This is a genomic window from bacterium, assembly GCA_016702305.1.
Classification (GTDB): domain Bacteria; phylum Electryoneota; class RPQS01; order RPQS01; family RPQS01; genus JABWCQ01.
In genome coordinates this window covers 343,100-368,061 of record JADJEH010000017.1, presented here as the reverse complement: position 1 = coordinate 368,061, position 24,962 = coordinate 343,100, and the positions used below count along the sequence as shown (strand labels likewise).

Genomic DNA, 24,962 nt, shown 5'->3' with positions numbered 1-24,962 from the left:
GGGGCAGATCCTGGAAGATATTCACTTGACACCGGCGCTGCTGCCGCACTTTCTGCAGGTGAATGACGGTTATTTCGTATCGGTGCGCAATTTTGAGTATGGGCAGTTGGTTTACCATTACAATGCGCAAGGTGCGCTGGTGCATGGGGACACGCTGACCCTGGGTGAGTGTTTCTATTCATTTGCGTACGACGGCGAGCCGCGGCTGGTGTCCCAGCAGTATGATATTGAGGCCGGTCACTGGGTCGTGCGCACGGTGGCCTATGAGTTTGACGGCAACGCGACGCTGGTTGACAGCACGCTGATCCGGCGCGTTGATTTGGCGGCCGGGGAGAACAACGCGGGCTACGCGTTCCAGTTCAATCACGGTGTGCTGACGGTCGTGGCGGGGTCGGTGACGCCGGGGGCTTCGCTCAACAATTTTCGTGTGTGGCTAACGAGCTATGACGGTGAAGCGGTGATGACTGCTCCGCCGTGGGATCCGGGTCCGCTGCCGATCGGCGCGTACATCACGCATTGGGGTGTGCTGCGGACTTCGGATGCGCGTTTTGTGCTGGCGGCGTTTGTGCGCAACGACGCGATCAAGGAGCTGTGGTTCATGGGGCTGGACGGCGACGGCACGTTCAATGGCAGCATACACACACAGGGGATAGACCCGACGCACGCGCTGAATGGGCTGCGTATTGCGGAGCATGCCGGCTCGGTGGTGTATGCGATCACGGAAATTACGGCGGACGGTTCGTTTGGCGGCGGAGCGCAAGTCGCGGCTTTTCCATTGACGACGCTGCTCGACGCGCCGGATTCACCGATGCCGCTGCCGTTCGAGTTGTCGCTGGGGGCCTATCCGAATCCATTCAATGCGCAGACGCAGTTGACGTTTACGCTGGCGCACGCAACGACGGCGCGGTTGGCCGTCTATGATTTGTTGGGCCGCGAAGTGGCGACGATCGCGCAGCAGACCTACGCGCCGGGCCGACAGCAGGTTGTGTGGGACGCCGGTGATTTGGCGAGCGGGAGATACTTTGTTCGACTGACCGCGGATCACGCCACGCGCGTGCTGCCGCTGACCCTAATGAAATGACCAAACTTCGAATCATTCTGATCGCCTTGCTGTGGTGCGCACTGCCGCTCAGTGCGCAACAGATTCTTGTGGCACCGACCAAACCGACCAAGCAGCCGGTCCAGAAGACGGCGGAGCAGGTCTTTGCGGAACGGGCGCGCCGTGACGAGCAGCGCGGCAACTATGAAGCCGCGTTGACGAACTGGCGCGAGGTGATGAAGGGTGCGCCGCGCGATCCGGGGGCGATTACCTCGATACCGAACTGTTTGATTCAACTGCGCAAGTTTGACGAAGCTGAGCAGTTCTTGACAACACAGATCGAACGGGCGAAGCTCTATGAGATGATGACGACCTGGCAGGATCCGGCGAGCGTGTTCAGCTTGACGTTGGCGTTGGGCGAAGTGAAGCTGGCGCGGGATGCTTCGGACGCGGCGTGGGAGATTTGGCGGGGCGCGCTGGCGACGCAGCCGAACAATCCGGACGCGGTGCGGTCGCTGGTGTTGTTGCTGCAGCGCAACCGGCGGTGGGAAGAGAGCGAGAAGCTCATTCGCGACTATCGCAAGGAGCAGCGGAATCCGGGTTACATGGCGTTGGAGCTCGCGTCGAGCCTGCAGGCGCAGATGAATTTTGTCGGCGCGACCGAAGAGCTGCTGCTCTATGCGAAGACATCGCCGACGTCGTGGCAGATTGCGCAAACCTATTTGAGCCGTTTCCCCGACGACACGACGGTTGAAGCGAGTGTGTCCGGGGTGCTGGAACAGGCCATCAAGCGGGAGCGTAAGGACGCGGCGGTCTGGCGGATGTACGCGGGTTACACGATGAAGACGGGGCGCCTCGAAAAGTCGTTAGATGCGACGATTGCTGCGGATTCGTTGTCGCAAGCGGGCGGCGCGACGGTGCTGACGACGTCGCAACAGCTCTTGGCCGAAGGAGAAATTGAGTTGGCGCGGCGGGGATTTGAGCGGGTGATCGCCTGGAAAGCGGCGGATCAGTTGACGGAACGCGCGGAACTGGGACTTGCGCAATGTTTAGAGGGCCAGGGGCGCTATGCGGACGCGAAGTCGGCGTATGAGCGTTTCATCGCGGGTCGCACGAAGTCACCGGAGCTCGAAGAAGCGCGTTTTCACATTGCCGAGATATTGCTTACGCGCGAGAACAATCCGCAGGCCGCGCTGGTTGAGTTCAACGGAATTTTTCAGCGCAGCAAGCCGCCGTTGAAGTCGCGCGCGGGGATGCGGATTGGCGATGCTCACGCATATCTGGGTGAGTACGGGCCGGCGATTGATGCGTGGGGCAAGGCGGCGCCGGGTCCGCGCGGTGAGATAACCGACGAGCTTGGGCAGTTGCTGCTGCGCATAGCGCGGGCGAATATGTGGCGCGACTCGACGGCGCTGGCCGGTGCGGCGCTCGATTCGATTTTGAAAGGCAGCACGCAGAACACGACATTTAACGACGCGATTCTATTTCAAGCGCTACTGGAAGGCGGCGGATTTCACGGTGCGTTGCGCGCGTTCGCGGATGCGGACTACGCTGATTTTCGCGGTGATCACGCGACGGCGGCGGCGAAATACGGCGAGGCGGCGACGCAATTGAACTATGGCCGGTTGGCCGAGTGGTGCCGCATCTCGGAGGCCGAGGCGCTCAGGCTGTCGGGTCGGCCCGCGGACGCGATTGCGGCGCTGGACAAGTTTGCCGAGAGTTTTCCGGAATCGGCGGACCTTCCGCGCGCGAAGTATTTGCAGGCGGTCATCACGCTTGAAGATCTTAAGAACGAAGATCAGGCGTTGAAGCTGCTGCAGGACTATTTGGTTGAGTACCCGCGATCTCTTTACCTTGAGCAAGCCCGGCGCAAGGCGCGCGTGCTGGCGAATAAGGTTTCATAAAGCACCTTCACCTTCAGGACATTCCACTGGCTGAATTATTTGACTGGCTCTATCGGCATCCGCAGTGGGTGTTTTGGGCCGCACTTCCCGCGTTGATGCTGCATCAACTTGAAGAATACGTCATCCCGGGCGGCTTCTTGCGTTGGTTTAACCGGGAGGTCTTCAAGAGCGACGATGATCGCGCGCCGATTTCAAATGTGGCGGCAGTGGTTATCAATATTGTTTTCGGCTGGCCGCTCTTTGCGGCGGTCGGTTTCATGGGGCTGGGGAACATGTGGCTGGCCATGCCTGCGATGGGCATCTTATTCGTGAATGCGTGGTTTCACATCGCGACATCGCTTACTTCTAACCGCTATTCGCCGGGCACTTTTACGAGCATCATGGTGCTGCTGCCGCTGACGCTTTACACATTTTACTACTTCGTGATGACGTGGGAGATCGGCTTCCGGCTGCTATTTCTCTCGATTCTCATCGGGATTGTGCTGCATTTGCTGATGCTGACGATTCCGCGTGAACTTCTGCACGCCCGCGACAAGCGGCGCGAGCGCCAAACAGCGTAAACTCCGGACCCTTGGCCGCTGCGCGAGGCGCCTCGCTTTTCCGACCCTCAACCCAATCTCCATGCTTCGACTTTTTCTTTTCTCGATAATCACTTTCTCCGCACTTCCGGCATTTGCTCAGAAGCTGTTGATCCCGATGGATCTGACGCAGACGGATCATCTCAAGGCCTACGGCGTGGCGTACAAGGCGCTGCAGCAGGGGATCAACGTCGAGTGGCTGCTCAACTATCGCGGCGGCAGTTTCATGATTGACAGCGATGACGGTATCGCCAACGAATGCCGTTTGCGGGGCGTGCGTGCCGAAGACGCGGGGAGCGCGGGTGACATCTATCTCGAAATCGAGAACAGCAACATGGAAGTGGTGCTGCTTGAGAAGGCGACAAAGGTGGCGATCTACGCGCCGGACGAGGTGCGCGAGGGGCCGTGGGACGACGCGGTGAATTTGGCGCTGACGTACGCGGAGATTCCGTTTGAAGTAATTTACGATGCGGACGTGCTGGGCGGCGCGCTGTCGAAGTATGAGTGGGTCCACTTGCATCACGAAGATTTCACGGGACAGTACGGAAAGTTCTATTCGATGTACCGCAACGCCGATTGGTATATTCGGCAGGTGCAGCAGGAAGAGGCCTCGGCGAAAGCGCTTGGTTACGGCAAAGTTTCGGAGATGAAGCTGGCGGTGTCCCGGACCTTCAGGGGTTACGTGGGGCGCGGCGGTTTTTTGTTTGCGATGTGTTCGGCGACGGACAGCTACGACATTTCGTTGGCGGCGGCGGCGACGGATATTGTCGCGCCGGTGTTTGACGGGGACGGCATCAGCCCGAACTATGCGTCAGAGATGGATTACGGCAGCGCGTTCGCGTTTCAGAATTACAATCTGATTACCGATCCGATGGTGTATGAATTTTCGTCCATTGACGTCAGTCCGACTTCGGGGATGTTGGCGCAGGGCGGCGAGGGCGACTATTTCACGCTGTTTGATTTTTCGGCGAAGTTTGATCCGGTGCCGACGATGCTGACGCAGTGTCATACGAATGTGGTGAAGGGTTTCTTGGGGCAGACGACGGCGTTTCATAAGGAATATCTGAAGCCGACGGTGACGGTGCTGGCGCAGCGGGAAGGGACCGAAGAGATCAAGTATATTCACGGCAAATTCGGCGACGGATTCTGGACCTACTATGGGGGCCATGATCCGGAGGATTACCGGCACCAGGTGGGGGATCCGCCGACGCAACTGGCGCTGCACAAGAACTCACCGGGGTATCGGCTGATTTTGAACAACGTGCTTTTCCCGGCGGCGCGGAAGAAGGAATTGAAGACGTGAGGTGGGTGGGTGCGCTGTTTAGCATCTGGCTTGTGTTGAGCGGTAGTGTGCTCGCACAGTTTGGCGCGGTCAGGTGCGTGGTTGATGCTGGCTACGGAGTTCCGGGCGCTTCAGTCAAACTATTGGGAAACGGGCGAGGTGCATCGACAGAAATGAATGGCACATGCGTGCTTGACAGTTTGCAGCCTGGAGTGGATACCGTCCAGGTAATGTCCCTCGGCTACTATACATTGCTCATTCCTTGCCAGATGAAGCCCGACACAATAACTCGCATCGAAGCAAGCCTGCTGATTGTTGTGCTGGGGCATTCGGATGGCGGCGAATGTGGCACTCCGGTACATGGCGAACCGGCACCAGCGGACTATGCCGATACACATGCGACGATATTGTATTCACCAAGACCACGATAAGACCAAGAGGAACCTCAAATGGCCACAAACGGACATAACAGAGTGTACACAGCCGTGGTAGAATACGACGCAGAGAGCAAAATGTACATCGGCTCGGTGGTGGGCATTCGCGGTGCGCACACGCAGGCGGCGACGCTTGATGAATTGCAGGTAAACCTGAAGGAAGTCATCGCGTTGTGCATGGAGGAGTTTCACCTTGACGAAGAAGAGATTCCGCGGTTCATCGGATTGCAGCAAATCGAACTCTCTGCATGACGAAGCTCCCGGTTGTTGACTTCAGGACTTTTGAAAAGGTTCTGAAGAGGCTCGGTTTTGACCCGGTACGACAACGCGGCAGCCACGTTGTGTTCAAGCATCCTGACGGGCGCGGAACCGCTGTGCCGAACCATCCGGGGCGCGATTTAACGAGACCTTTGATTCGCGATATTCTAAACGAAATCAGTGTTTCGATTGACGACTACTTGCGCGCAATTTCGGAGGTTTAACCTGGTTTTCATTGTCACGTTCCTTGTTCTTGCGTGTCTTTCTTTCGCGCAAACGCCGATAACGCTTTCGGCATCCACGTTTTCGCCGTTGGTGGGGAATTGGGCGGGATCGTTGAAGCTGGTGGATACGGAAGACGATAGTACGCTGGTCGTGCGAGATGCGGAATGGCAGATTGCGGCGAATGACTCGGGGGTGACGCTTGTGGAGTCGGTGGCGAAGCTGTTCGGGTTGACGTCAGATGACAAAACGACGGCGCTATGCGTGACGCGGGACGGGAAGAAGCTCTGGATGGACGGGAAGTGGTGGCATGTCTCGGCTGCGCGGGAAACGCCGGCGGGGACGACGATGGTGTTTGAGGGTCCGGCGCAGGACAATGCGCGGTCGGCGCATGTGCGCAACGCGCTCTACATCGGCGTGGCGGATTCAGTGACACTAACTCGCTATGTGACCTACGACGGCGGCGGACGCGAATTTGTGCGGCATCAATATCGAATGGGGCGGACGAGGGAATGAGCATGCAGCATCTTTGGGACCAGGTGGAACAATACTCCCGCGAGCATTTTGTCCGGCCCGACGACGCGCTGGAATTCGTGTTGCGGGAGCAGTCAGCGCACGGACTGCCGGAGATCCAGGTTACGCCGTTAGAAGGCAAGCTATTGCAGATGCAGGTGCGCCTGATGCAGGCGCGGCAAGTGCTGGAAATCGGCACGTTGGGCGGATACAGCGCGATTCTGCTGGCGCGCGCGCTGCCGGACGACGGCCGGGTGACCACTTTGGAGGTGGATGCGAAGCACGCGGCGGCGGCGCGGAGAGCTTTTGCGCACGCCGGATTCTCGCACAAGATTGAGCTGCGTGAAGGCGCAGCGCTGGAGACGCTGCCGCTTCTGAAGCAAGCGGGGCGCGTCTACGACTTTGTGTTTATTGACGCGGACAAGGAGAACAACGTTCACTATGTGAAATGGGCGCTTGAGCTGACGCGGCCGGGGGCGCTGATTGTGGTGGACAATGTGATTCGCGACGGGGACGTAATCAATCCGGACAGCACGTCGCCGATGACGCAGGGCGTGCGGCGGATGAACGAGTATTTAAAGGGCGAGCCGCGGCTGGACGTGACGACGATTCAGACCGTCGGGGCGAAGGGCTACGACGGCATGACCTTCATTTTGGTGCAAGCGTAGCTGGATGAGCTATCGGCGAATCATGGCGATGCAGATTACGGATGCAGGGCGCTACGCCGAGTATCGTGCGCGGATGACGCCATTAATGGAGGAGTACGGCGGGCGCTTCGACTATGATTTCACGATCAAGGAGGTCTTGAAGAAGTGCTGCGACGTGGAGATCAATCGGGTGTTCATGATGGTGTTTCCGTCGAAAGAACATGCGCGGGATTTTTTTGGTGATCCGCGCTACAAGGCGGTGCGGCAGGAGTATTTTGACAGTTCCGTGGGCAGTGTAACCCAGATTGCGGAATTTGAAGGTGAATAAGATGACCTACTATCGGTGAAGCAGACAACGGTCTGACGGCGTCAGACCACAACGGCACGACACACCGGTGTAGGAGCAGGCGCTTGCTTGTTCGTGCACGGGGGTGTCGCGCACAACAAGGAGGCAGATGTGAGTACGAGTTGGCAGGAAGCGCTCGATCGCGTGTCCGCGGAGGTTGTCGCCCGACACGCGGCACAGGTGGATGAGCAGGGAAGATTTCCCGAGGAATCCGTGAAGGCGTTGGCGCAAGCGGGATTGCTGGGCGCGGTGAGCGCGACGGAGGTCGGTGGATTGGCATTAGGACCGCGCGGCGCGAGCGAAATCGTGCGGCGTGTGTCACAGGAGTGCGGTTCGACGGGGATGGTGGTGGCGATGCATTTCTGCGGGACGGCGGTGCTGGAAGCGTTTGGCGATGTTGCGACGCGCAAAGCGGCGGCCACGGGCGAGCATTTCTCGACGTTAGCGTTCAGCGAGGCGGGATCGCGGAGTCATTTTTGGGCGCCGGTGAGCACGGCAAAGCAGAACGGCAGCGGCGTGGTGCTGGATGCCAAGAAGAGTTGGATTACCTCGGCCTCGAAAGCCACGGCATACGTGTGGTCTTCGAGGCCGCTTGCTGCGGAGGGGTTAAGTACGATCTGGCTTGTGCCGGCGACAGTGGCCGGTCTAAAGGTGCAGGGACCGTTTACCGGACTTGGATTACGCGGCAACGATTCCTCGCCCGCGACGGCGACAGCGGTGCATGTGCCGCAGAGTGCGATGCTCGGGGAAGACGGCAAGGGTTTCGACGTGATGATGGGTATCGTGCTGCCGCTCTTTAATGTCTGCAACGCGAGCTGTGCGATCGGGCTGATGCAAGGCGCAGTGGCGCGCACGGCGGCACACGTGGGGACGAAGTACGAATATTCGGGCACGGCGCTGAACGAATTGCCGACGGTGCGCGCGTATGTGGCGCGCATGCAGATCAAGACCGACATGTCCAAGGCGCTGCTCGATGATACGATCACGGCGTTGGAACAGGGGCGGGCCGATGCGATGCTGCGCGTTTTGGAATGCAAAGCGGCGGCAGGCGAGACGGCGACGGAGGTACTCGACTTAGCGATGCGCGTATGCGGCGGCATGGCGTTTCGCAAGGACGTTGGAGTGGAGCGTTTGTTCCGCGACGCGCGCGCAGCGGGAGTGATGGCGCCGACGACGGATGTGTTGTACGATTTTATCGGCAAGGCTGTGACCGGCCTGCCGTTGTTCTAAGGAGGACTCTTGAGCACCTTGCTGATGGGCGCGGTGGCCTACGACCCAAAAGTCGTGACGATCTGGAACGGTTTCCGCGAATATTTTATGCGCAATGGTCTGGACTTCGATTATGTTTTGTTCAGCAACTATGAACGGCAAGTCGAGGCGCATTTTGACGGGATGATCCATGTCGCGTGGAATTCGCCGTTGGCGTGGCTTCAGGCGCAGCGATTGGCGCAGCAGACGAACCGGCACGCTGTGGCGGTGATGATGCGCGACAGCGATTGCGATTTGACATCGGTGATTGTGACACGAAGCGACGCCGGCATTGCCTCGGTGACCGACCTGCGAGGTCGGCGCGTGGCGGTCGGAGCCAAGGACTCGCCGCAAGCAACGTTGATTCCGCTGCATATGCTGGCGCTGGCCGGGTTGGAAGCGCACGACGATTTCGAAGTGGTACCGTTTGACGTGCTGGTCGGTCTGCATGGTGATCACGTGGGCGGCGAGCGTGACGCGGCGCGGGCATTGGCGGGCGGCGCGGCGGAAGCGGCGTGCATGCTCGAAGCGAACTACGCGATGTTCCAACAGGAAGGGACGCTGACCGCCGGGGCGACGAAGGTGTTATTGCGCACGCCGCTCTATGATCATTGTAATTTCACGGTACTGGACGGCGCGCCGACGAAGGACATCGCGCGCTTTTGTGAATTGCTGCAGGACATGCGCTATGACGATCCGGAATTGCGGCCTCTGCTCGACATGGAAGGATTGAAGGAGTGGAAGGTCGGGCGACTGCGCGGCTATTCCGCGTTGGAAGCGGCGGTGGATCATTTCGGGACGATCGAAGAGTTTCTGGAGAGTGCGGGCGCGCGCTGCCGGTAGCATTGCGGTCATGCTGATAGACACGAAACGGCCCGTCCAAGTTGGACGGGCCGTTTGTTTTCATCGTGTCCAGATCTAACGCATCAAATCATTTACTTCATCAAGACGAGCTTGTGCGACGCGCTGAACGAGCCGGCGTTGATGCGGGCGAAGTAGATGCCGCTGGCGAGATTGGCGGCGTCAAAGGTGACGCTGTGCGTTCCGGCATTGAGAGCGCCGTCCACAAGCGTCGCGATGCCGCGGCCGTTCACGTCAAAGATTTGGAGCGTGACGTGCGACGACGCGGGCAGCGAGAAGCTGATCGAGGTGCTCGGGTTGAACGGATTGGGATAGGCGGCATGCAAGGCGAAATCGGTCGGCAGACCGGTCGCGGCGCTCGGGGTGGCGCTGGCGCTGCCGAGGGTTTCGCGTGTACCGTCGAGGGCGACGGAACTCAGAGTGTAGCTGTAGGTCGTGCCATTGCTGACCGCGTGATCGGTCCAGGCGTAGTGGTGCCCATGGGCCGAATTGCCGAGGCTCGCCACATTGGCAACGATCACGCCGTTGCGGGTAACTTCAAAGCGCTCATTGTTGTTTTCGCTCAACGTGTTCCAGTTCAGCGTAACTTCGGCGTCACCGCTGACGGCGTCAAAGCTGCCAAACTCGACGGGCAGGATTTCATCACACTCCATGGTGTAGACGGTTACGCTGCCGTTGATTTCATTGGACAGCACGAGCATTGCCTGACCGTTGGGCGAATCGTTGGCGGATACGAAGAGGACGCCTTCAGGGCCCAGTTCAACAACCGCGGCGAGTGAGGCGCTGTCGGCGGGATTGACGACGACGCTGAAATCACGCGCAGTGACGTAGTCCACATAGTAGGAATTGGCGGGGTCGGTGATGTCATAGATCATGACGCCGCCGATGCGTTCGAGGCCGATGAAGGCAAAGGTGCGGCCGCAAACCTCGGCGACGACGACGCCTTCGGGTTCGGGGCCCTTGTCATCCGAGCGCGAGTCAAACGACTGATTGCCGGAGTTGCTCGAATTGAAGACGGCGGGCAGCATGCCGGCAAGCCGAACTTCAAAATCGTCCCCGCTGTCGAACACTTGATTACCGTTTTCGTCCCAGATCGAGAACGAGCGCGCACCGTAGGCGTACATGGCTTCGAACTGCGCGTCACTGTCGGTATTGCCGAGCTGATTGGTCAAGCGCAGGCGGCCGAGGTTCAAGTTATCGCGCAGCGTCGCGGCATTGGGATAGAGCACCGGATCCAGCGTGATGCCGGAGCGCATGCGAATCTCTTCGTTCAAACCGGAGTAGGCGCGCGCGTCGCCTTCGTTGGCGGTGACGAGGTAGGTTGCTCCGCCGACTTCATAGGCGGCGATACCGTCGGGCTGGTACATACCGAAGACGGGCCAGTTGGCGATGTCAATTCCGTCGCCGGCCTGATCGCTCGGATCGAGACGATTGCCCGCGAGGTTGTGGTTCTTGTATCCGAAGGGATGCAGCGCAGTGACCGTGGCGGTGGCGATGTCAATCACGGCCATCGCGTTATTTTCTTGCAGGGTCACGTAGGCCGTCGCGGAGGCGGCATCCACGGCGATATATTCGGGCTCGAAATCCATGGCGGAGTTGGCGCCGGGTCCGTAGATCCGGATCCCTTGTGCGCGCAGGGCAGCTTCCTGACCATTGAACGCCGCGAACGACGCGGTTTGCACAACGGGGCTCAGCACGCCGCCGGCGAGGTCCACGATGGTGACGCTGCCTTCGGGGTCAATGGTATAGGCATCATTGGGCTGGCCTTCGTTGGCGGACAGCACATAGCGGCCATTGGGTGAAAAGGTTACCATGTCGGGCAGTGCACCGGCGGGAACATCGTTAAGGTAGTTACCGTTCGTATCAAAGAACACGATCTTGCCAGGGTTGGTCTGCGGTGCAGCTTCCACGGCGGCTGCGACGATGCCGTTGTGAATGGCGACGCTGTTGAAGGACGCGCCGAAGGGAGCGCCAACAATGGTGAAGAGCAGCGTGGGGGTCGCCGGGTTGCTGAGATCGAGCACGAGAATACTGGAAGCGGCGGCGCTGACGACGAACAGGCGTTCGGTAACGGGATCAAACGCCGAAATTTCACAGGCGCCGGCATCATAGATTCCAGTCTGGTATTGACCGACGAAGGTCAGTGCGGGGCCGACGGCGAGCGCGGCATTCAGATTGGCCAACAGGCCAAGGGCGAGAACAAACAGTCGCAGGGAACGGTACATTCGGACTTTCTCCTAATCATTTGGTGAGGAGGTACATAATACCAAAACAAAGTTATGATTCGATTGGGGCCACGCGACATAAAACACTTAATCGCTCGGAACGAAAATAAAAAACAAAGTAAAACAAGAATTTGCACAGAGAATTCCCGAGACCCGTGGGATCGGTAGAGGACAGGTGTGCCGATTTCAAATGGCGAGTTGGTGCAGGATCCGGCCGTGAGAAGAGCGCATAACACGCGGTATTTGAGGCATGCGGGAAGAGGCGATGATGCGCCTCTCGGTGCCGGGTTGCAAGGCTTGCGCGGGGGGTATATGATAGACGAGTCGCTCCAGAATTTGTGGTTGTTGACATCACTCAACTTAGAATTGCGGGCTTCGGGCGGGGTGTGCAGGCTTTGCTCCTCTTGATTATCGTAAGTCGCGTATTGTGTTGCGAAACGATGAGCAATGCGACTCGGAATTGCTTGCCTTGGCGGGAAAATTTCAGTATACTTCATGCCCATGCGCCTCGTGAAGTGACACTATCCAGAAGGAGCTATGCATAACAACGGACTGGGGAACGGCAAGTCGTTTCAAAACGGAAATGGCGCAGGCCACACATACGGCAAGTTCTCGAAAAACAATATTGAGGGATTGACTGCGACGCGCGAGAACTATCTGCGCACGCTGTTTCAACTTTCGCGCGGCACGGATGGCGTGCGGCTGACGGATTTGGCGCGGACGGAAGGTGTTCGCCTGCCGACGGCGCGCCATGCTGTCAACTGTTTGCGCGAGTTGGGCTTAGCCACGCAGGAGAATTATGGCAAGATACAGTTGACGGCGACAGGGGAAGAGATCGGCCGTCAGATATGCGATCGTTTTGACTTGACGCGCAAATTTTTGATAGAAGTTCTGGGTGTCCGCGCAGAGGCCGCTGAGCGCGAAGCGTCGGTGATGGAGCATCACCTTGAGGAGGACACGCTGGAGCGTTTGGCGGCTTTCGTAAAGCACGTCACAAACTGCCCCGGCGGCCAGTACGCGAGCCCGGATTGTTTAGTGAATTTGCGGGCAACGATGGACGAAGCGATCAAGATTTCCGCCTGATTCACGGACGGAGTAGTTAGCAAAACGGAGAGGAAGGCCTCTCCGTTTTCTCATTTCGCTGAGTAAAAAACTTCGCATGCAACGACTCTCGATCCTCTTATCTTTGCTGGTTATCGGCGCAGGTTTCCGGTTATTTGTGCTGGATTTGCGGCCGGATGCGGCGTTGCTATACGCGCCGGACGAGCCTGAGTATCTGGAGATCGCGCAGCATATTTGGTCGGGACAGGGGTTTGCGCTGGACGGTGCGCCGACGGGCTATCGGGATATGCTTTTGCCCTATCTCATTGCCGGTGTGATGACAGTTTCCGGCGGGGATTTCAAGCCGATATTCTATGTGCAGTTGGTGTTAAGCCTGCTGACGGGATTGCTGCTCTATCAGGTGGCGCGGGCGCGTTTCAGCGAGGCTATATCCTACCTCGTGTTGACGGTGTGGATGCTCTATCCGGCGACGGCGCTGTTCACGTCGCTGCTGCTGACGGAGACGCTGTTTGTGTTCTGGTGGGTATTGGCGATTTGGCTGCACGATCGGCTGGACGCGCACGGCTACCGGGTCGGCGACGCGCTGTTGTTGGGAGGGACGCTGGGCCTGTTGTGCCTGACACGCGCGGCGGGGGCGATCTTGCTGGCGACGGTGTTTGCGTATGTGCTGTTCATTCGCTACGAGACGCCGCTGGCACAGCGGGCCAAGGCCGTGTCGTTTGTGTTGATCGGCGCGCTGTTGCTGATGCTGCCGTGGATGGTGCGCAATCAGATGGTGATGGAGCGGTTCGCGTTGAACACGAACGGCGGGATCAATCTGCTGATCGGCAACAATCCGTACGGGAACGGGGCGTATCAGTTTGACGATCGGGTGCAGGCGATCATTCCCGTTGAAGCCCGCACGGAGGCGCAGCGCGACGTGGCGGCGAATCATGCGGCGCGCGAGTATGCTCAGGGGAATTTGCGCAAGACGATTGAGATGTGGCCAACGAAGTTTGCGCATTTGTGGTCCACGGACATGGCGATGTTGGCACATTTTGCGCCGGTGCGCGGTTCCACGTCGTTGGCCGAGACGCTGCACATGCAGCCGCTGGGGGCCTTGATCTTGATGGCGATACCGTACGCGGTGCTGGTGCTGCTGGGGTTGTGCGGATTTTATCTTGTCAAGAAATTTCCGGCGCGGGGATTCTTCATCCTGCAATTGTCGCTGGGCGCGTTGGCGGCGTTTGTCAGCTACGGTTTGCCGCGCTATCATTTTCCGCTGATGCCCGCGGTGATATTAGGCGCGGCGGCCTATGTGGAGCAGCAGCCGTGGAACGGCGCGCCGCCGTGGCGGAGGCTCTCGCTGTTAATGGCGCTCGGTTTGTTTGCCGGTGTATGGATGTTTGAAACGGTGACGATTATCGGGTGGATGTAGCGGTCATAATCTCTGTAAATAAAAAAGGGTCTCTCGCGAGACCCTTTTCTTGTGGCGTATATCGGCAGGCGTCAGATGGCTTTTAGAGCCTGATCGAGATCGGCGATCAAATCTTCAACTTCTTCAATACCGACGGAGAGCCGAATCAGGTTATCGGTGATGCCGGCATGGGCGCGGGCTTCGGGCGATACCATGGCGTGCGTCATCGAAGCCGGATGCTGAATCAACGAATCCACGCAGCCGAGGCTGACGGCAAGCGTGTGCAGATGGACGTTGTTGAGCACACGCGCGGCGGCGGCGTAGTCGCCGTCAATCTCAAACGAGATCATGCCGCCGGGGAGACGCATCTGGCGCTTGGCCAACTCATATTGCGGGAAGCTCTTCAAGCCGGGGAAAAAGACTTTGCGAATGCGCGGGTGTTTTTCCATCCACTCCGCCATGGTCTGCGCGTTGCTGCAATGGCGGTCCATGCGCAAGGGCAGGGTCTTCATGCCCATGTTGAGCAGCCACGTGTCAAATGGTGACGGACACGCGCCGGTGTCCTTCATGGTGTGGAACAGCTCTTCCTTGATCCAATCCTGCGAGGTGGTGAGCGAACCGCCAATCAGGGCGCCGTGGCCCGACAGATATTTCGTCGTGCTATGCATGACGACATCGGCGCCGAGCGACAGCGGCTGCTGCAGGTACGGCGTGGCGAACGTGTTGTCCACGGCGATGACGGTTTTAGGATTGACTGCGCGCACGATGTTGACGGTCTCGGTGATGTCGGTCAATTCGAGCAGCGGATTGGTCGGCGTTTCGAAGAACAGCATGCGCGCGTCGGGATGGGCGGCGATGACTTGGCGCATTTCGACGGGCTTGGCGGTATTGACGACGACAGACTGTACGCCGAACTTTGGCAGCATGGTTTGAAAGAAGTCGTCGGTTGAGCCGTACAGCGTTTCACCGCGCAGCAGCACGTCGCCGGGGCGGAGCAGCCCGAAGGCCAGCGCGGCAATGGCGCCCATGCCGGACGAATAGAGCAGCGACGAGATGCAGCGATCGGGGTCCTGCAATTTCAGATCGCGGCCTTCGAGCGCGTTGAGTTTGGCCTCGGCCACGACGACGGTGGGATTGCCCATGCGCGAATAGATGTAACCCGATTTGCGGCGTGCGAACAGGTCGGCACCTTCTTCGGCATTGTCAAAGGTAAACGTCGAGGTGGCGAAGATGGCGTTAGTGTGGCTTTTCAGCTTGGGCTGCCCGACCTTTTCACCGGCGTGCAGACAGCGAGTCGAGAATCCGTAGCGCAGGTAGAATTTTTCAATAGCGTCGCGAAGTTTTGAATCTTCCATAAACAAACAGGCGCTCTCGCGCCTGCTCCTTCCTTACACAGTTTGCGTGTGCTTAAGTTGTTCTAACTCATCCAAGAATTCGACGGCGCGGCGCATGTGGGGGATCACGATGGATCCGCCCACCACGAGGCCGACGGAGAAAATGTCGAAGAATTCCTTGACGGTCACGCCGAGTTTGTGACACTCAAGGATGTGATATTTGACGCAATCGTCGCAGCGCAGGACGAGCGATGAGACGAGACCGAGCATCTCTTTGGTTCTATGATCCAGCGCGCCGTCCTGGTAGGTCAGGGTGTCCACGCCGAAGAAGCGCTTGACGGGCTGATGATCTTCGGCCAGAATGCGCGCATTCATTTTGGCGCGATAGGCTTCGAAGTCGGCGAGCAGGCTCATGGAATCGGGATTAGGTTATTGACAGATGCTGCGGACGCGATAGAAGCGCGTGGCCAGTGCAAAGCCGAGGTTATCCTGCCAGAAAGATTCCGTTGTTGTCGCGAGCGCTTCAAACGGTCCGGCGGCGGATGACGACTGTTCAATGAGGTAGTAATCCGCTTCGGGAACGGTCTGCCAATCAAGGAAAGGAAGACCGCCGACCGTGAACAGCACGAGCTCAAGCGGCGCGGGGCACTCTTGCAGAATCGGGTTGATTTCAATCGTGAACTCGCCGAACTGACTGGCGGACATGCCTTCGACAACGATGAAATAGGTCCGCGTGGTCAGACCGAAGAGATAGAGGTCGGCGCCGAACTGGCAGGTTCCGTCGCTGGCATCATCCATAAGCTCGCCGGTGCAGAAACCGAACAGCTGCACGCGGGAATCGAAGGCTGCCGAGCAGACTTGCACCAAAAAATCGCCGGAGGTGGGGGGCGAAAAGGTATAGTACACGTCGGGAGCGGCTGTGCCCATTTCGTTGCCGGCACCGAGCGTGGAGCTTTCGTCATAGTAGGGCCAGAAAGTCACCGGGCGGGCCGTTGAGCAGAGGGCGTGCCCCGAGTTGTTTTGTGTTTCGCAGGTGACCGTCAGAGAGTAGTCTCCGCCGGGGCCCTGCGTGCAGAACACTTGAAGATAGCATGTTTGATTGAATTGCGCAAACCAACCCAATGACGCGTAGCTGCCCAGGCCGCTGTCGAGATCAATGCCGAGCAATTGGTACAGGCTATCATAGAGTACAATGGTCGTATTCACGTCTGCCTGACAAGGGAAGGACGTGATATAGACTGAATCACCGCCGGGAATGACCAAACGGTAGAAGTCGGGCTGGAGCAGACCGAGGTTCGCGCATTGCACGGTGTCGCCGCATTCGATATCGTTTGCGTCGTCGAAAAAGTCATTCGGTTCCGACTCGCTGACGATTCGCGCCAAGGCTGTGGAGCACAACAGGAGAAAGAGAAATGCTCGCAGGCAGGACATGCTATTTTAGCAGCACAAGTTTAGTGTGTTCACTCCACTTCCCGGCGCGCAGCGTGGCGAAATAGGTTCCACTGGCCATACCCGCGGCATTCCACGTGAATTGGTGGGTGCCTGCGGCCAACCTCTCAGAGAGCAAGTCGGCAACTTTGCGGCCCTGAAGGTCAGAAACGGTCAGGCTTACGAATTGGTCGGTGGGTAGGTCGAAGGAAATGGTCGTGAGGGGATTGAAGGGATTCGGGAAAGCCGGGTGGAGCGCAAAGTCGAGGGGAAGCGGCGCTTCGCCATGGATCGGGGTGCCTTCGTCACGGATGGGCAATGGCCACGGATTCGGCACGCTGGGGTCATTGTGATAGACGAGCAAAGTATCGTACAGTGTGACGCCGCCGCCATTTTCGGAGGCAATGATTAGGTCAGTGCCAGAAACCGGTGGGAGCACGAATTCGGGGAAGAACAGGATATTGAACCACGATCCGTCCACGAAGCGCAAGCTATCGAGCACCAACGTGGCGGTGCCGTAGTTGGAAATGGCGGCCGTGGCGTTGCGCGGGTCGCCGATGAACTGATAGACGGCGTCGGGCAGCACGATGCGCGGTATGCTGAATGGAAAGAACCACGTCGCGCCGGGTCCACCGTAGCAGCCGAGATCGTTGCGCGTTTCGTCGGGGTCGTTCCCGGCGGCGTCCGGATTACCCGCATCTATGCAAGGTGAGGTCGGCGCGAGGCGCAGGTTCTGCTCGAGAAAATCGGGGTAAGCGTTGATATTGCCGACGCCGGTAAGGTCTTGCGACACGCAGCCGTAGTCAAAATGCAAATTCGTATTGACGCCACCGACCTGATCGAAACCCGCTGCGGACTGATTGCCCCAGACGATGTTGCCCTCTGCATTCAGCACGCCAGCGTATAAGCGAATGCCGCCGCCGGTGAGAGTGCTGGTATTGCCGACGATAGTGTTGTTGCGCAGCGTTGTGCTGTGTCCGGCGCCGCCGATCCAAAGACCGCCGCCGCCGTAATCCTGTCCGCCGTCATTGTTGGCGATGACGTTGTTGCGCAAGTCTCCGTCGGCAAAGAAGCTGACGATGCCGCCGCCATAGCGGCCTTCGTTTTCGACTACGACGTTGTTGTAGATTCGCGGTGCGCAATAGCCATATCGCAGGGCGCCGCCGCCTGCGCTTTGCGCGCCTTGCGGCCGCCGCGTGGCGGCGTTATTACGGATGTAGTTGTAGGCGATGAGCGGATCGGAGTTCTCGATGAGAATGCCGCCGCCTTCAACGTAGAACAGGTTGTCGGATTGATCGCGGAACTTGGTACCTGTGCCGCCGGTGATGGTGAATCCGATTAACGCAGCAGTGGAATCTTCTCCGCCGATGATGCGCACGACGGAGCCTGTGTCGGCATGTTCAGGTTGGCTGCCGTCAATAATCGTCAGGGGAACGTGTTCAATCGCGCCATCGAGCAGGAATTCACTCGCAACGACGATATTGCGCGCGCGGAAGTCTATGTTCTCGACATAGGTGCCTTCAGCGACGAGCACGGTGTCGCCGTGAGTCGCGGCGAGAATCGCGGATTGGATGGTCGTGAAATCGGCGGGGACGCGGTGCATGACCGCGAGGGTCAGGTTTGCTGACAGGAAGATGAGAGACAGGATAGCGAACGGATACATGTAACCTCCCGGGCTCAGATGTGATGTGCGCGGGACCCAGAGCTTCAAGATAGCGGGCCAGAATTGAGTTGCAAGTGACCAGTCGAAAATGACAAAGGCGGCCCGTGCGGACCGCCTTTGAACATTAGGCCAAGCGTTGCTATTTCCGCGCGTACGACTTTTCCGATTTCACCTGAACCTTGCGTTCGGATTTGGTATTGGCGCGTGATGAGCTGCTACGCGTCGAGACGTGCGATTTCTCGATCTTGCGGGGCTTCTCGATCTTGTAGTTTGAGCCACCCTTGGATTCGCCACCGGGGATACGGTCGGAGCTGCGCGGCTTCACGATTTTCACATCTTCGCCGCTGCCGGAACCGCCGCGGTCATCGTTGTCACTGAAGCGGCCTCCCCCGCCGTGATCACGGCGCCCGTCGCGACCGTGACGGTCGTGGTCGCGATCATCGTGTGAATACCAACGGCGATGGCGCGGGCCGTCGTGCCAGCAGGCATCGCTGCACAGGGAATAGTGGCGGTGGTGACTGCAATGCCATAGCGGGTCGCCGATCACAAAGTAGATCTCGAAAAACGAGCGGGTGGGGCGCCAGCCGGAATAGCAGCCGTCGTCATTGCGCCAGCGCGGGTAGCCGCGGCTGTCACAGAGGTCGTAGCAGAAATCGCGTCCGCGGATTTCGCCGGCATAGCAGTAGTCTTCGTAGGGATCCTGCCAGGCGATGACGGTGACGTACCAGCCGCTGCGCAGGTAGTAGTCGCGGTCATCCCAATACCATTGCGGACCGAGGTGGACGCGGAAGGTCTCGCCGCAGTCGTCTTCGATATAGGCGATTTGGCCGCGGATGGATTCGATGCGTCCTTCGATGCGGATGCGGTCGAGGTCGTCACTATGGCGCGCGCTGGCGGCGGTGGTCAGGAGGGCGGTGCAGAGCAACGCCGTCCAGATCAGGGTTTTGTTCATCTTGAGTTCTCCTTCAGGCTATGGGTGCGGTTACATCGCGCGCGGGCCATGTCGGCCATGCTGACGGCGCAGGTGCTGTGGAGTCTGCGGATGTTCAGGGGCCATCTGCGGACCGAATTGCTGGTGTCGGAAGTGGCGCGGCATGTCGGCCTGCGGTCCGGGTCCCATGGGCCGATCTGGTCCCATGTGTGGGCCAAAGCCCATCTCGGGGCCGAAGCCGTCGCGGCGGAATTTCCGGCGCATTTCCATGGGGGGCGGTCCGCCTTGAGGTCCGGACCCGCTGGGCGGGCCGAAGCGCTCGTGGCGGAATTCGCGGCCGTATTCATGCGCCAGCATTCTGTGTTTCATGGATTTGCGCTCGAGCTCTTGAGCGATCTGGCGATGTTTCATGTGCTTACGCAGGGCCTGGCGCTCGTCCTTGGTTAGCGGGCGTTCGGATGGGCGCGGCGGCTGGCGGTCCGGGTCGTCCTGCGCGAAAAGCGGCGCGGCGACCAGCAGAGCGGACAGGCTTGCGATGATGATGATGTAGCGGGTCATGGGTCCCTCTTCGAGAATCCGGTTCTTAAGCGCTTCTGCAAGTTGGACAAGCGGAAGGGGGAGAGGTTTAATGGGGGAGGAAGAGGGGAAAAAAGAGCGGCCCCGCCGGGGAGGTGGGGCCGTGCAACAACTAATCACCCTTACTATCGTCTGCCTCCGGTGGGTGCTGGCGATTGGGGTGAGGGTGCGTCAGGGCGAGGCGTCGCAGGTTCCACATCGTCAGGTCACCGTGACGCATCGAGGGCGAGGAGGCGCGGGCTGGATCCTCTTCCTGTCGAATTAAGATCGAAACATCTTCTTCCAGCCTAAAACGCATCTTAGTGCACACATCACTCGACAAAAGGCATTCGGTATTAGCAGTTCCAAAGGTCCAGCCTTCAACCTGGGAGGGAGTGGTAGACGGCCAACGCAACTCGATACGCATACCTTGATAAAGCCGGGTACCAAAGAAGCGGAATTGCCCATTCACAATGAAACGATTTCGCTCGTTTGGACGGTCTTCTCACTGAACATGGGCGCTTATAGCGGCATCGAGGACGGAAGAAGCAACCACCAATTCTTCATGATTTCTTTGCTATAACTTCAGTAGCGCGTCAGGGTTAAGATGATCTGGGCTCAATTGAAACGCCCCGCCAACAGGCGGGGAGCTTGTTTCGTATACAATTAGGTCAGAGGTTGGCATATAGCGTTTGATTAAAGTAATTTGCGGGTTGGTTCGTCTTTAATGTTGTATGACTGAGGCCCTCACCCCATCCATGAGCAGCGTGCGTGAAACGCGGATTGTAGCGGCCGTCCAAACCTATGGTCGGCGGCTCCTGGGTTTTATTCGTCAGCGGGTGCGCGGCGAGGAAGCCGAAGACCTGCTGCAGGATGTGTGGCTGCAGCTCAGTCGGGCGGGTGACCTCGATCAGATTGAAGAGCTGGGCGCGTGGTTATATACGGTGGCGCGCTCGAAGATCATTGACAATCAACGCAAACGGCGAGCCTTGACCATGAGCGAACTGCCACAGCACGGTGAGGATGAGCTGACGCTCGAAGACTTGATGTTCATTGAAACGAGCACGCCCGAGCAGGAGACGTTAAACCGCCTGTTATGGGAAGAGTTTCGGATCGCGGTCAACGAGCTGCCGGCCGAACAGCGCGACGTGTTCATTCAGAACGAAATAGACGGGCTGACCTTTGACGAGATTGCGCGCCGCACAGGTGTGAATCCCAAAACGCTGATTTCGCGCAAGCGCTACGCGGTACAGAAGCTGCGAGCGCGTATGGAACTTGTGCGCCGCGACTATCTTGGCGCATAATTCGCAAGACCTATTGAAGGAGATACAAAAATGCGACGACCGTTCTTCTTTCCATTGATGTTCATTCCGTTCGCGCTGTTGGGCGCGTTGGCGGTGATGCTCTTGTGGAACGCGATTTTGCCCGACCTACTGAGCGTGCGCGAGATCGGCTATTGGCAATCGCTGGGCCTGCTGGCGCTGGCGCGGATTCTGTTCGGTGGTTTTCATCGCGGGCATTGCGGTGGGCAGCATTTCGGCGGGCATCGTTTGCACAATCTGAGTTCCGAAGAGCGCGAAAAGATGCGTGAGCGCTGGCGTAGTTGCTGCGGGTGGAATGATTCGCCGAAAGATAAAGTTAACGAGTGACAAAACGGCGGCCACTTGGCCGCCGTCAATCTACTCAACTCCCGCAAATCTTAGAAGTGGTCCTAAATCTCCCTTTTCGGCGGCGTAAATAGCTTCAAGATACTCGATTCGTCGGGGATTCATAACCTGCAAGTCGTAGCCTTTTGACCAATCAATAGGATTTCCGCCCAGTACTTTGCGCAGAAGCTCGTCTGCTAATATCCGTGCATGTCGTCCGTTTCCGTTGGGGAACAAATGAATCTTGACAAGGCGAAAATGGAACAGCAAAGCGATTTCGACTTTTGGATAGGACTCATTTTCGATCCAGTACTTTACGTCATCAAGTAATTGACGAAGCAAAACGGGAATCTCATACGGAGGACAACCGATGTTTGTTTCCCTTGTTCGGAACCGCCCTGCCCATTCCCATACTTCGCCAAACATGTTGCGGTGCAAATCTCGAATGAAAGCTCCGGATAGAATATCGGGATTTCTCACGCGGTCAAGCCATCGAAGGCCTTCCACAATGTTCGCTTGCTCGAGTTGATCAAGCTCGCCGCGCGTTGTGACGTGCCCGTGTTTTAGTCCGTTAAGATCATCCGGGTCAAGCGGCGTCGCGCCTTTGGGATACTCAAAAGTCATGACGGGTCACTCCAGAAGTTTCGAGGTGGATTGGCAATCAACTCCTGCGTTAACCGACGGACTTCTTGTTCCTGCTGCGCATTATCTAACTGCTGACCCTCAAGGGACATATGAACGCCGGCTTTTCTTAATAACGCGCGTGCGTGTTTTTCGGCTTGTGCCTCAATGGTTTTGCTGATTTCGCCGCGTGGAACGAGAAAATAGACAAAATCACAGTTAATCGCTTCGGCCATGCGCTGCATTCTTCTGAAAGTAATCTCATCTGCCCGTTCCGCGCGTTCGCTGTTTGAGACGTACGCACGGGTAGTATTGGCACGACGCGCGACTTGCTCCGTTGTCATTCCTAACGCCTCACGTACGGTCGTGATCCAACCGGACTTAGGGCGAGTCTGTGAGGAAAGCAGTCGGCGAAGTAGATCCAGTTTTTCGATCTTCTGGCTTCTTGCAATAGAGCGCAGGTTCATAGTCGCTTCCAAAATAGTGTACAAACAGATACAATAAAGATACAAAAAGAAATACAAAAAGCAAGTAAAAAGATACGAAATTGAATGCGAAGACGTAATCATTTGAAAAACATAAAGAAACGGCGGCCAAGTGGCCGCCGTTTTAGTTTGGAGCGGAATCGTGTGGCTATTTCAGCAGGAGCAACTTGGTCGAGGCGGCGACGGTGTTTTTGATAACGTCGCGGACGTACAGGAAATACAGCCCGGAGGCGAGATCGTGTGCTTGAAGCGTAAACGTCTCCCTTCCGTAGAGCGGTCCGCGATGGATGGTGCGAACGGTTTGACCGAGCAGGTTTGTCAAGGTGATTTCACCGATGAAGGGGGCCGGAACATCGAGTTCAATGCGCGCGGTGCTGTTGAAGGGATTGGGATAGGCGCGCAACTCAAACTGTGTCGGCAACTCCACTTGCGGCGCGGCGGCATTCACCAGAAACGACGTATCCGGATACCACGGGTTGAAGACGACGGAATCGGAGACGTTATCGCCGTGGCCCTGTGGATTATGCAGCGCGTTGTACGGTCCTGTGGAGTCGCCCCAGTAGTTGTGACGGGCGTCGTTGTAGGAAAACGCCTGATAAGCCAGGCCGTTGCCAATGAAGATGTTTCGACGCGCCACCACGCTGTCGCAAGCGGAAAATATCGTTGCGTGGTCGGGTGGAGAGAGTCCGATCATGCGGTTCCCAGATATCAGCGTTTGCGCGTCGGGTTGGATTTGTACTGCCTTGGCGCGCGGTGTTACAATCGCGGTGAAGATATTTGAATCAACCATCGCTGGAACCAAGCCAGGGGAAAGGCACTCAATCACGATAGGGGTGACATCAAAAAGTTGACTGAAGATATTGCCCGAAATTGATAATGGGAAAGCGCAGTCGCGTTCAACATGAACGGCAAATGTTGCGAATTGACCATTATGAAAAATGTTTTCCGCTACGAGTCCGCTGCCGTTCAGAAGGAAGAGCCATGCGTTGACGTCAGGGGAGTTTCCGCTGAAATCACACTGCGTGACCGTGGCTTCTCCGTCAATCAGCAGATGATAAGCCGAGGTCGCTCCGCTGAAGCGGCATCTTTCGAACTGGCTGTTTGAAGCACAATTCACGAGCGTGAAGCCTGCTCCGTTAAAGAAGGAGTTGCGCGCAACAACGCGGTGCTCCTCGGTACTGACACAACCCACCGGGTTGTTCACGAACAGACAGGAATCGAGTTCAATCAACTCGCCGGTGCCCTGTACACGGGCAAGGCCGTAATAGGTCGAATCAAATTTAGCATGCTTCAATGCCAAATGCGAAACACTCCCTGCTATTCCGCCGATTTCATCACGCGGATACATTTCCAGGCCATTGCGAAAGGTGAGCCGTTCAATGCGGCAAAGCGGTATTGACTGCACGAATGTCAGGCAAGCTAGCTCCCCAGGATGAGGCAAACTTGAAGGGTCTATAACTGGCAAGTTCGAGAGTGTTGAATCAGGAAGAACATCGCCCAACAGCGAGAAACTGACAAGAGGCGCAGTGAGCGCCTCTTGATAAATGCCTAATGATACGAGTACCGTGTCATCTTCCTGCACAGAGTTCAAAGCAGATTGAATTGAAGAGAACTCGGAGGGGACCCTGAGAATCTCAGACCATGCAAAGCGCGCTCCGACTGTGCAAAGCACGACGCCAATCGTCAAAAACTCACGGGCACGCAACGGAAGACCGCTCCAGAGTGGCTATCGCTCTGCAGCCGCTTTCACATTCGCTGCATTCAACGTTCTCGCAATGGATAAGACATGCATACAATGTGTAAGGCGTGCTTGCGGTTAGGCGGAAGCGCGTAGCGTCGCAACTGTAGGAACAGGGATCACCGTCGCAGTCTTGAGTGTGGCAGTCATCGCCAACTCGAAATGCGCCGTTGTACAATACCGCACACGCCCGACAGTATTTACATTTGTCAGGGCAATCGAGTTTCACAGTTAAGTAGTAACATGAATCGCATGGCACCGTGACTGTCTGGGATACGCAACCGTTGAGGTTGCTGCATCCCTCGAAATCGGAGCAGGTTACGTCGTAGATTGAGACAGGCGCGAAGGTGCATTGTCCCAGCGCCAGATTTGCGCTAAGCACTAAGCCGAAAAAAAAACAGGGCCTTCATAGCATCCTACCTTTCTGAGATTGTTGGCGACCCACCATGTAAGAGCATACGGACAAAATCTAAGTTTGTCAATAATCGAACGGCATTTCTGAAAAAAAGCGCGGCGACCCATTGGGCCGCCGCGACTTATCATGCG

Annotated in this window: 26 protein-coding genes; 16 read left to right on the top strand and 10 right to left on the bottom strand. The window is 57.7% G+C overall.

The annotated features are described in order from the left end of the window. Window positions 1-25: 25 nt before the first annotated feature. The 12 genes from IPH10_12765 (at window position 26) to IPH10_12710 (ending at window position 9,314) form a co-directional block, all read left to right on the top strand. The gene (locus IPH10_12765) at window positions 26-1,081 is read left to right on the top strand and encodes a T9SS type A sorting domain-containing protein (protein ID MBK6911781.1); all 1,056 of its coding nucleotides are present in this window, start codon (window positions 26-28) and stop codon (window positions 1,079-1,081) included. Next, the gene (locus IPH10_12760; protein ID MBK6911780.1) at window positions 1,078-2,943 is read left to right on the top strand and encodes a tetratricopeptide repeat protein; all 1,866 of its coding nucleotides are present in this window, start codon (window positions 1,078-1,080) and stop codon (window positions 2,941-2,943) included. Before IPH10_12765 ends, IPH10_12760 begins: the two co-directional genes overlap by 4 nt. Before the next feature lie 95 nt (window positions 2,944-3,038). Continuing rightward, window positions 3,039-3,503, top strand: coding sequence for an HXXEE domain-containing protein (locus IPH10_12755; GenBank protein ID MBK6911779.1), 465 nt, complete (start codon window positions 3,039-3,041; stop codon window positions 3,501-3,503). A gap of 61 nt (window positions 3,504-3,564) precedes the next feature. After that, entirely contained in the window at window positions 3,565-4,824 is a 1,260-nt protein-coding gene (locus IPH10_12750) for an asparagine synthetase B (GenBank protein MBK6911778.1), read from the top strand. A gap of 152 nt (window positions 4,825-4,976) precedes the next feature. Further along, window positions 4,977-5,234, top strand: a complete 258-nt coding sequence (locus IPH10_12745; GenBank protein ID MBK6911777.1) for a hypothetical protein — start codon at window positions 4,977-4,979, stop codon at window positions 5,232-5,234. Between the two features lie 18 nt (window positions 5,235-5,252). Beyond that, on the top strand, window positions 5,253-5,489 hold the full coding sequence (locus tag IPH10_12740) for a type II toxin-antitoxin system HicB family antitoxin (GenBank protein ID MBK6911776.1): 237 nt from the start codon (window positions 5,253-5,255) through the stop codon (window positions 5,487-5,489). Further along, on the top strand, window positions 5,486-5,719 hold the full coding sequence (locus IPH10_12735; GenBank protein MBK6911775.1) for a type II toxin-antitoxin system HicA family toxin: 234 nt from the start codon (window positions 5,486-5,488) through the stop codon (window positions 5,717-5,719). The genes IPH10_12740 and IPH10_12735 overlap by 4 nt, the downstream gene beginning before the upstream one ends. After that, complete coding sequence (locus IPH10_12730) at window positions 5,685-6,233, top strand: hypothetical protein (protein ID MBK6911774.1); 549 nt, start codon at window positions 5,685-5,687, stop codon at window positions 6,231-6,233. Before IPH10_12735 ends, IPH10_12730 begins: the two co-directional genes overlap by 35 nt. Further along, window positions 6,230-6,898 carry a class I SAM-dependent methyltransferase gene (locus IPH10_12725; protein ID MBK6911773.1) on the top strand — a complete coding sequence of 223 codons (669 nt, stop codon included), beginning with the start codon at window positions 6,230-6,232 and terminating at the stop codon, window positions 6,896-6,898. The genes IPH10_12730 and IPH10_12725 overlap by 4 nt, the downstream gene beginning before the upstream one ends. A gap of 4 nt (window positions 6,899-6,902) precedes the next feature. After that, a complete protein-coding gene (locus IPH10_12720; GenBank protein MBK6911772.1) occupies window positions 6,903-7,205 on the top strand; it encodes a DUF1330 domain-containing protein in 303 nt (100 codons plus the stop codon). A 129-nt stretch (window positions 7,206-7,334) separates the two neighbouring features. Continuing rightward, the gene (locus tag IPH10_12715; GenBank protein MBK6911771.1) at window positions 7,335-8,453 is read left to right on the top strand and encodes an acyl-CoA/acyl-ACP dehydrogenase; all 1,119 of its coding nucleotides are present in this window, start codon (window positions 7,335-7,337) and stop codon (window positions 8,451-8,453) included. A gap of 24 nt (window positions 8,454-8,477) precedes the next feature. Beyond that, window positions 8,478-9,314 carry a PhnD/SsuA/transferrin family substrate-binding protein gene (locus IPH10_12710; protein ID MBK6911770.1) on the top strand — a complete coding sequence of 279 codons (837 nt, stop codon included), beginning with the start codon at window positions 8,478-8,480 and terminating at the stop codon, window positions 9,312-9,314. Window positions 9,315-9,406: 92 nt separating this feature from the next. Here the strand turns inward: IPH10_12710 and IPH10_12705 are convergent, their stop codons facing one another. Continuing rightward, on the bottom strand, window positions 9,407-11,557 hold the full coding sequence (locus IPH10_12705; protein MBK6911769.1) for a T9SS type A sorting domain-containing protein: 2,151 nt from the start codon (window positions 11,555-11,557) through the stop codon (window positions 9,407-9,409). A 537-nt stretch (window positions 11,558-12,094) separates the two neighbouring features. Here IPH10_12705 and IPH10_12700 point away from each other — a divergent pair. Together IPH10_12700 and IPH10_12695 are read left to right on the top strand one after the other, a co-directional pair. Then, window positions 12,095-12,640 carry a metal-dependent transcriptional regulator gene (locus IPH10_12700; GenBank protein MBK6911768.1) on the top strand — a complete coding sequence of 182 codons (546 nt, stop codon included), beginning with the start codon at window positions 12,095-12,097 and terminating at the stop codon, window positions 12,638-12,640. A gap of 76 nt (window positions 12,641-12,716) precedes the next feature. Then, window positions 12,717-14,036: a glycosyltransferase family 39 protein gene (locus IPH10_12695; protein ID MBK6911767.1), complete on the top strand. Its 1,320-nt coding sequence runs from the start codon at window positions 12,717-12,719 to the stop codon at window positions 14,034-14,036. A gap of 71 nt (window positions 14,037-14,107) precedes the next feature. Here the strand turns inward: IPH10_12695 and IPH10_12690 are convergent, their stop codons facing one another. From IPH10_12690 to IPH10_12665, 6 genes are all read right to left on the bottom strand, one after another. Then, entirely contained in the window at window positions 14,108-15,370 is a 1,263-nt protein-coding gene (locus tag IPH10_12690; GenBank protein ID MBK6911766.1) for a PLP-dependent transferase, read from the bottom strand. A 33-nt stretch (window positions 15,371-15,403) separates the two neighbouring features. Beyond that, window positions 15,404-15,763, bottom strand: a complete 360-nt coding sequence (locus tag IPH10_12685; protein MBK6911765.1) for a carboxymuconolactone decarboxylase family protein — start codon at window positions 15,761-15,763, stop codon at window positions 15,404-15,406. 15 nt (window positions 15,764-15,778) lie between these two features. Then, on the bottom strand, window positions 15,779-16,732 hold the full coding sequence (locus tag IPH10_12680) for a hypothetical protein (GenBank protein ID MBK6911764.1): 954 nt from the start codon (window positions 16,730-16,732) through the stop codon (window positions 15,779-15,781). 49 nt (window positions 16,733-16,781) lie between these two features. Next, a complete protein-coding gene (locus tag IPH10_12675; protein MBK6911763.1) occupies window positions 16,782-18,440 on the bottom strand; it encodes a T9SS type A sorting domain-containing protein in 1,659 nt (552 codons plus the stop codon). A 139-nt stretch (window positions 18,441-18,579) separates the two neighbouring features. Further along, the gene (locus tag IPH10_12670) at window positions 18,580-19,392 is read right to left on the bottom strand and encodes a hypothetical protein (GenBank protein MBK6911762.1); all 813 of its coding nucleotides are present in this window, start codon (window positions 19,390-19,392) and stop codon (window positions 18,580-18,582) included. A 30-nt stretch (window positions 19,393-19,422) separates the two neighbouring features. Continuing rightward, on the bottom strand, window positions 19,423-19,929 hold the full coding sequence (locus tag IPH10_12665; protein MBK6911761.1) for a hypothetical protein: 507 nt from the start codon (window positions 19,927-19,929) through the stop codon (window positions 19,423-19,425). A gap of 755 nt (window positions 19,930-20,684) precedes the next feature. Between IPH10_12665 and IPH10_12660 the strand changes: the two genes are divergently transcribed. Both IPH10_12660 and IPH10_12655 read left to right on the top strand, forming a co-directional pair. Next, window positions 20,685-21,230 carry a sigma-70 family RNA polymerase sigma factor gene (locus IPH10_12660; protein MBK6911760.1) on the top strand — a complete coding sequence of 182 codons (546 nt, stop codon included), beginning with the start codon at window positions 20,685-20,687 and terminating at the stop codon, window positions 21,228-21,230. A gap of 54 nt (window positions 21,231-21,284) precedes the next feature. Beyond that, complete coding sequence (locus IPH10_12655) at window positions 21,285-21,575, top strand: hypothetical protein (GenBank protein ID MBK6911759.1); 291 nt, start codon at window positions 21,285-21,287, stop codon at window positions 21,573-21,575. Between the two features lie 30 nt (window positions 21,576-21,605). On the opposite strand, the gene IPH10_12650 is transcribed toward IPH10_12655, so the two are convergent. The 3 genes from IPH10_12650 to IPH10_12640 all read right to left on the bottom strand — a co-directional run bounded on the left by IPH10_12650 (window position 21,606) and on the right by IPH10_12640 (window position 24,083). Continuing rightward, window positions 21,606-22,196: a mobile mystery protein B gene (locus tag IPH10_12650; GenBank protein ID MBK6911758.1), complete on the bottom strand. Its 591-nt coding sequence runs from the start codon at window positions 22,194-22,196 to the stop codon at window positions 21,606-21,608. Then, entirely contained in the window at window positions 22,193-22,660 is a 468-nt protein-coding gene (locus tag IPH10_12645) for a mobile mystery protein A (protein ID MBK6911757.1), read from the bottom strand. The genes IPH10_12650 and IPH10_12645 overlap by 4 nt, the downstream gene beginning before the upstream one ends. A gap of 166 nt (window positions 22,661-22,826) precedes the next feature. Then, entirely contained in the window at window positions 22,827-24,083 is a 1,257-nt protein-coding gene (locus IPH10_12640) for a T9SS type A sorting domain-containing protein (GenBank protein MBK6911756.1), read from the bottom strand. Window positions 24,084-24,962: the final 879 nt, after the last annotated feature.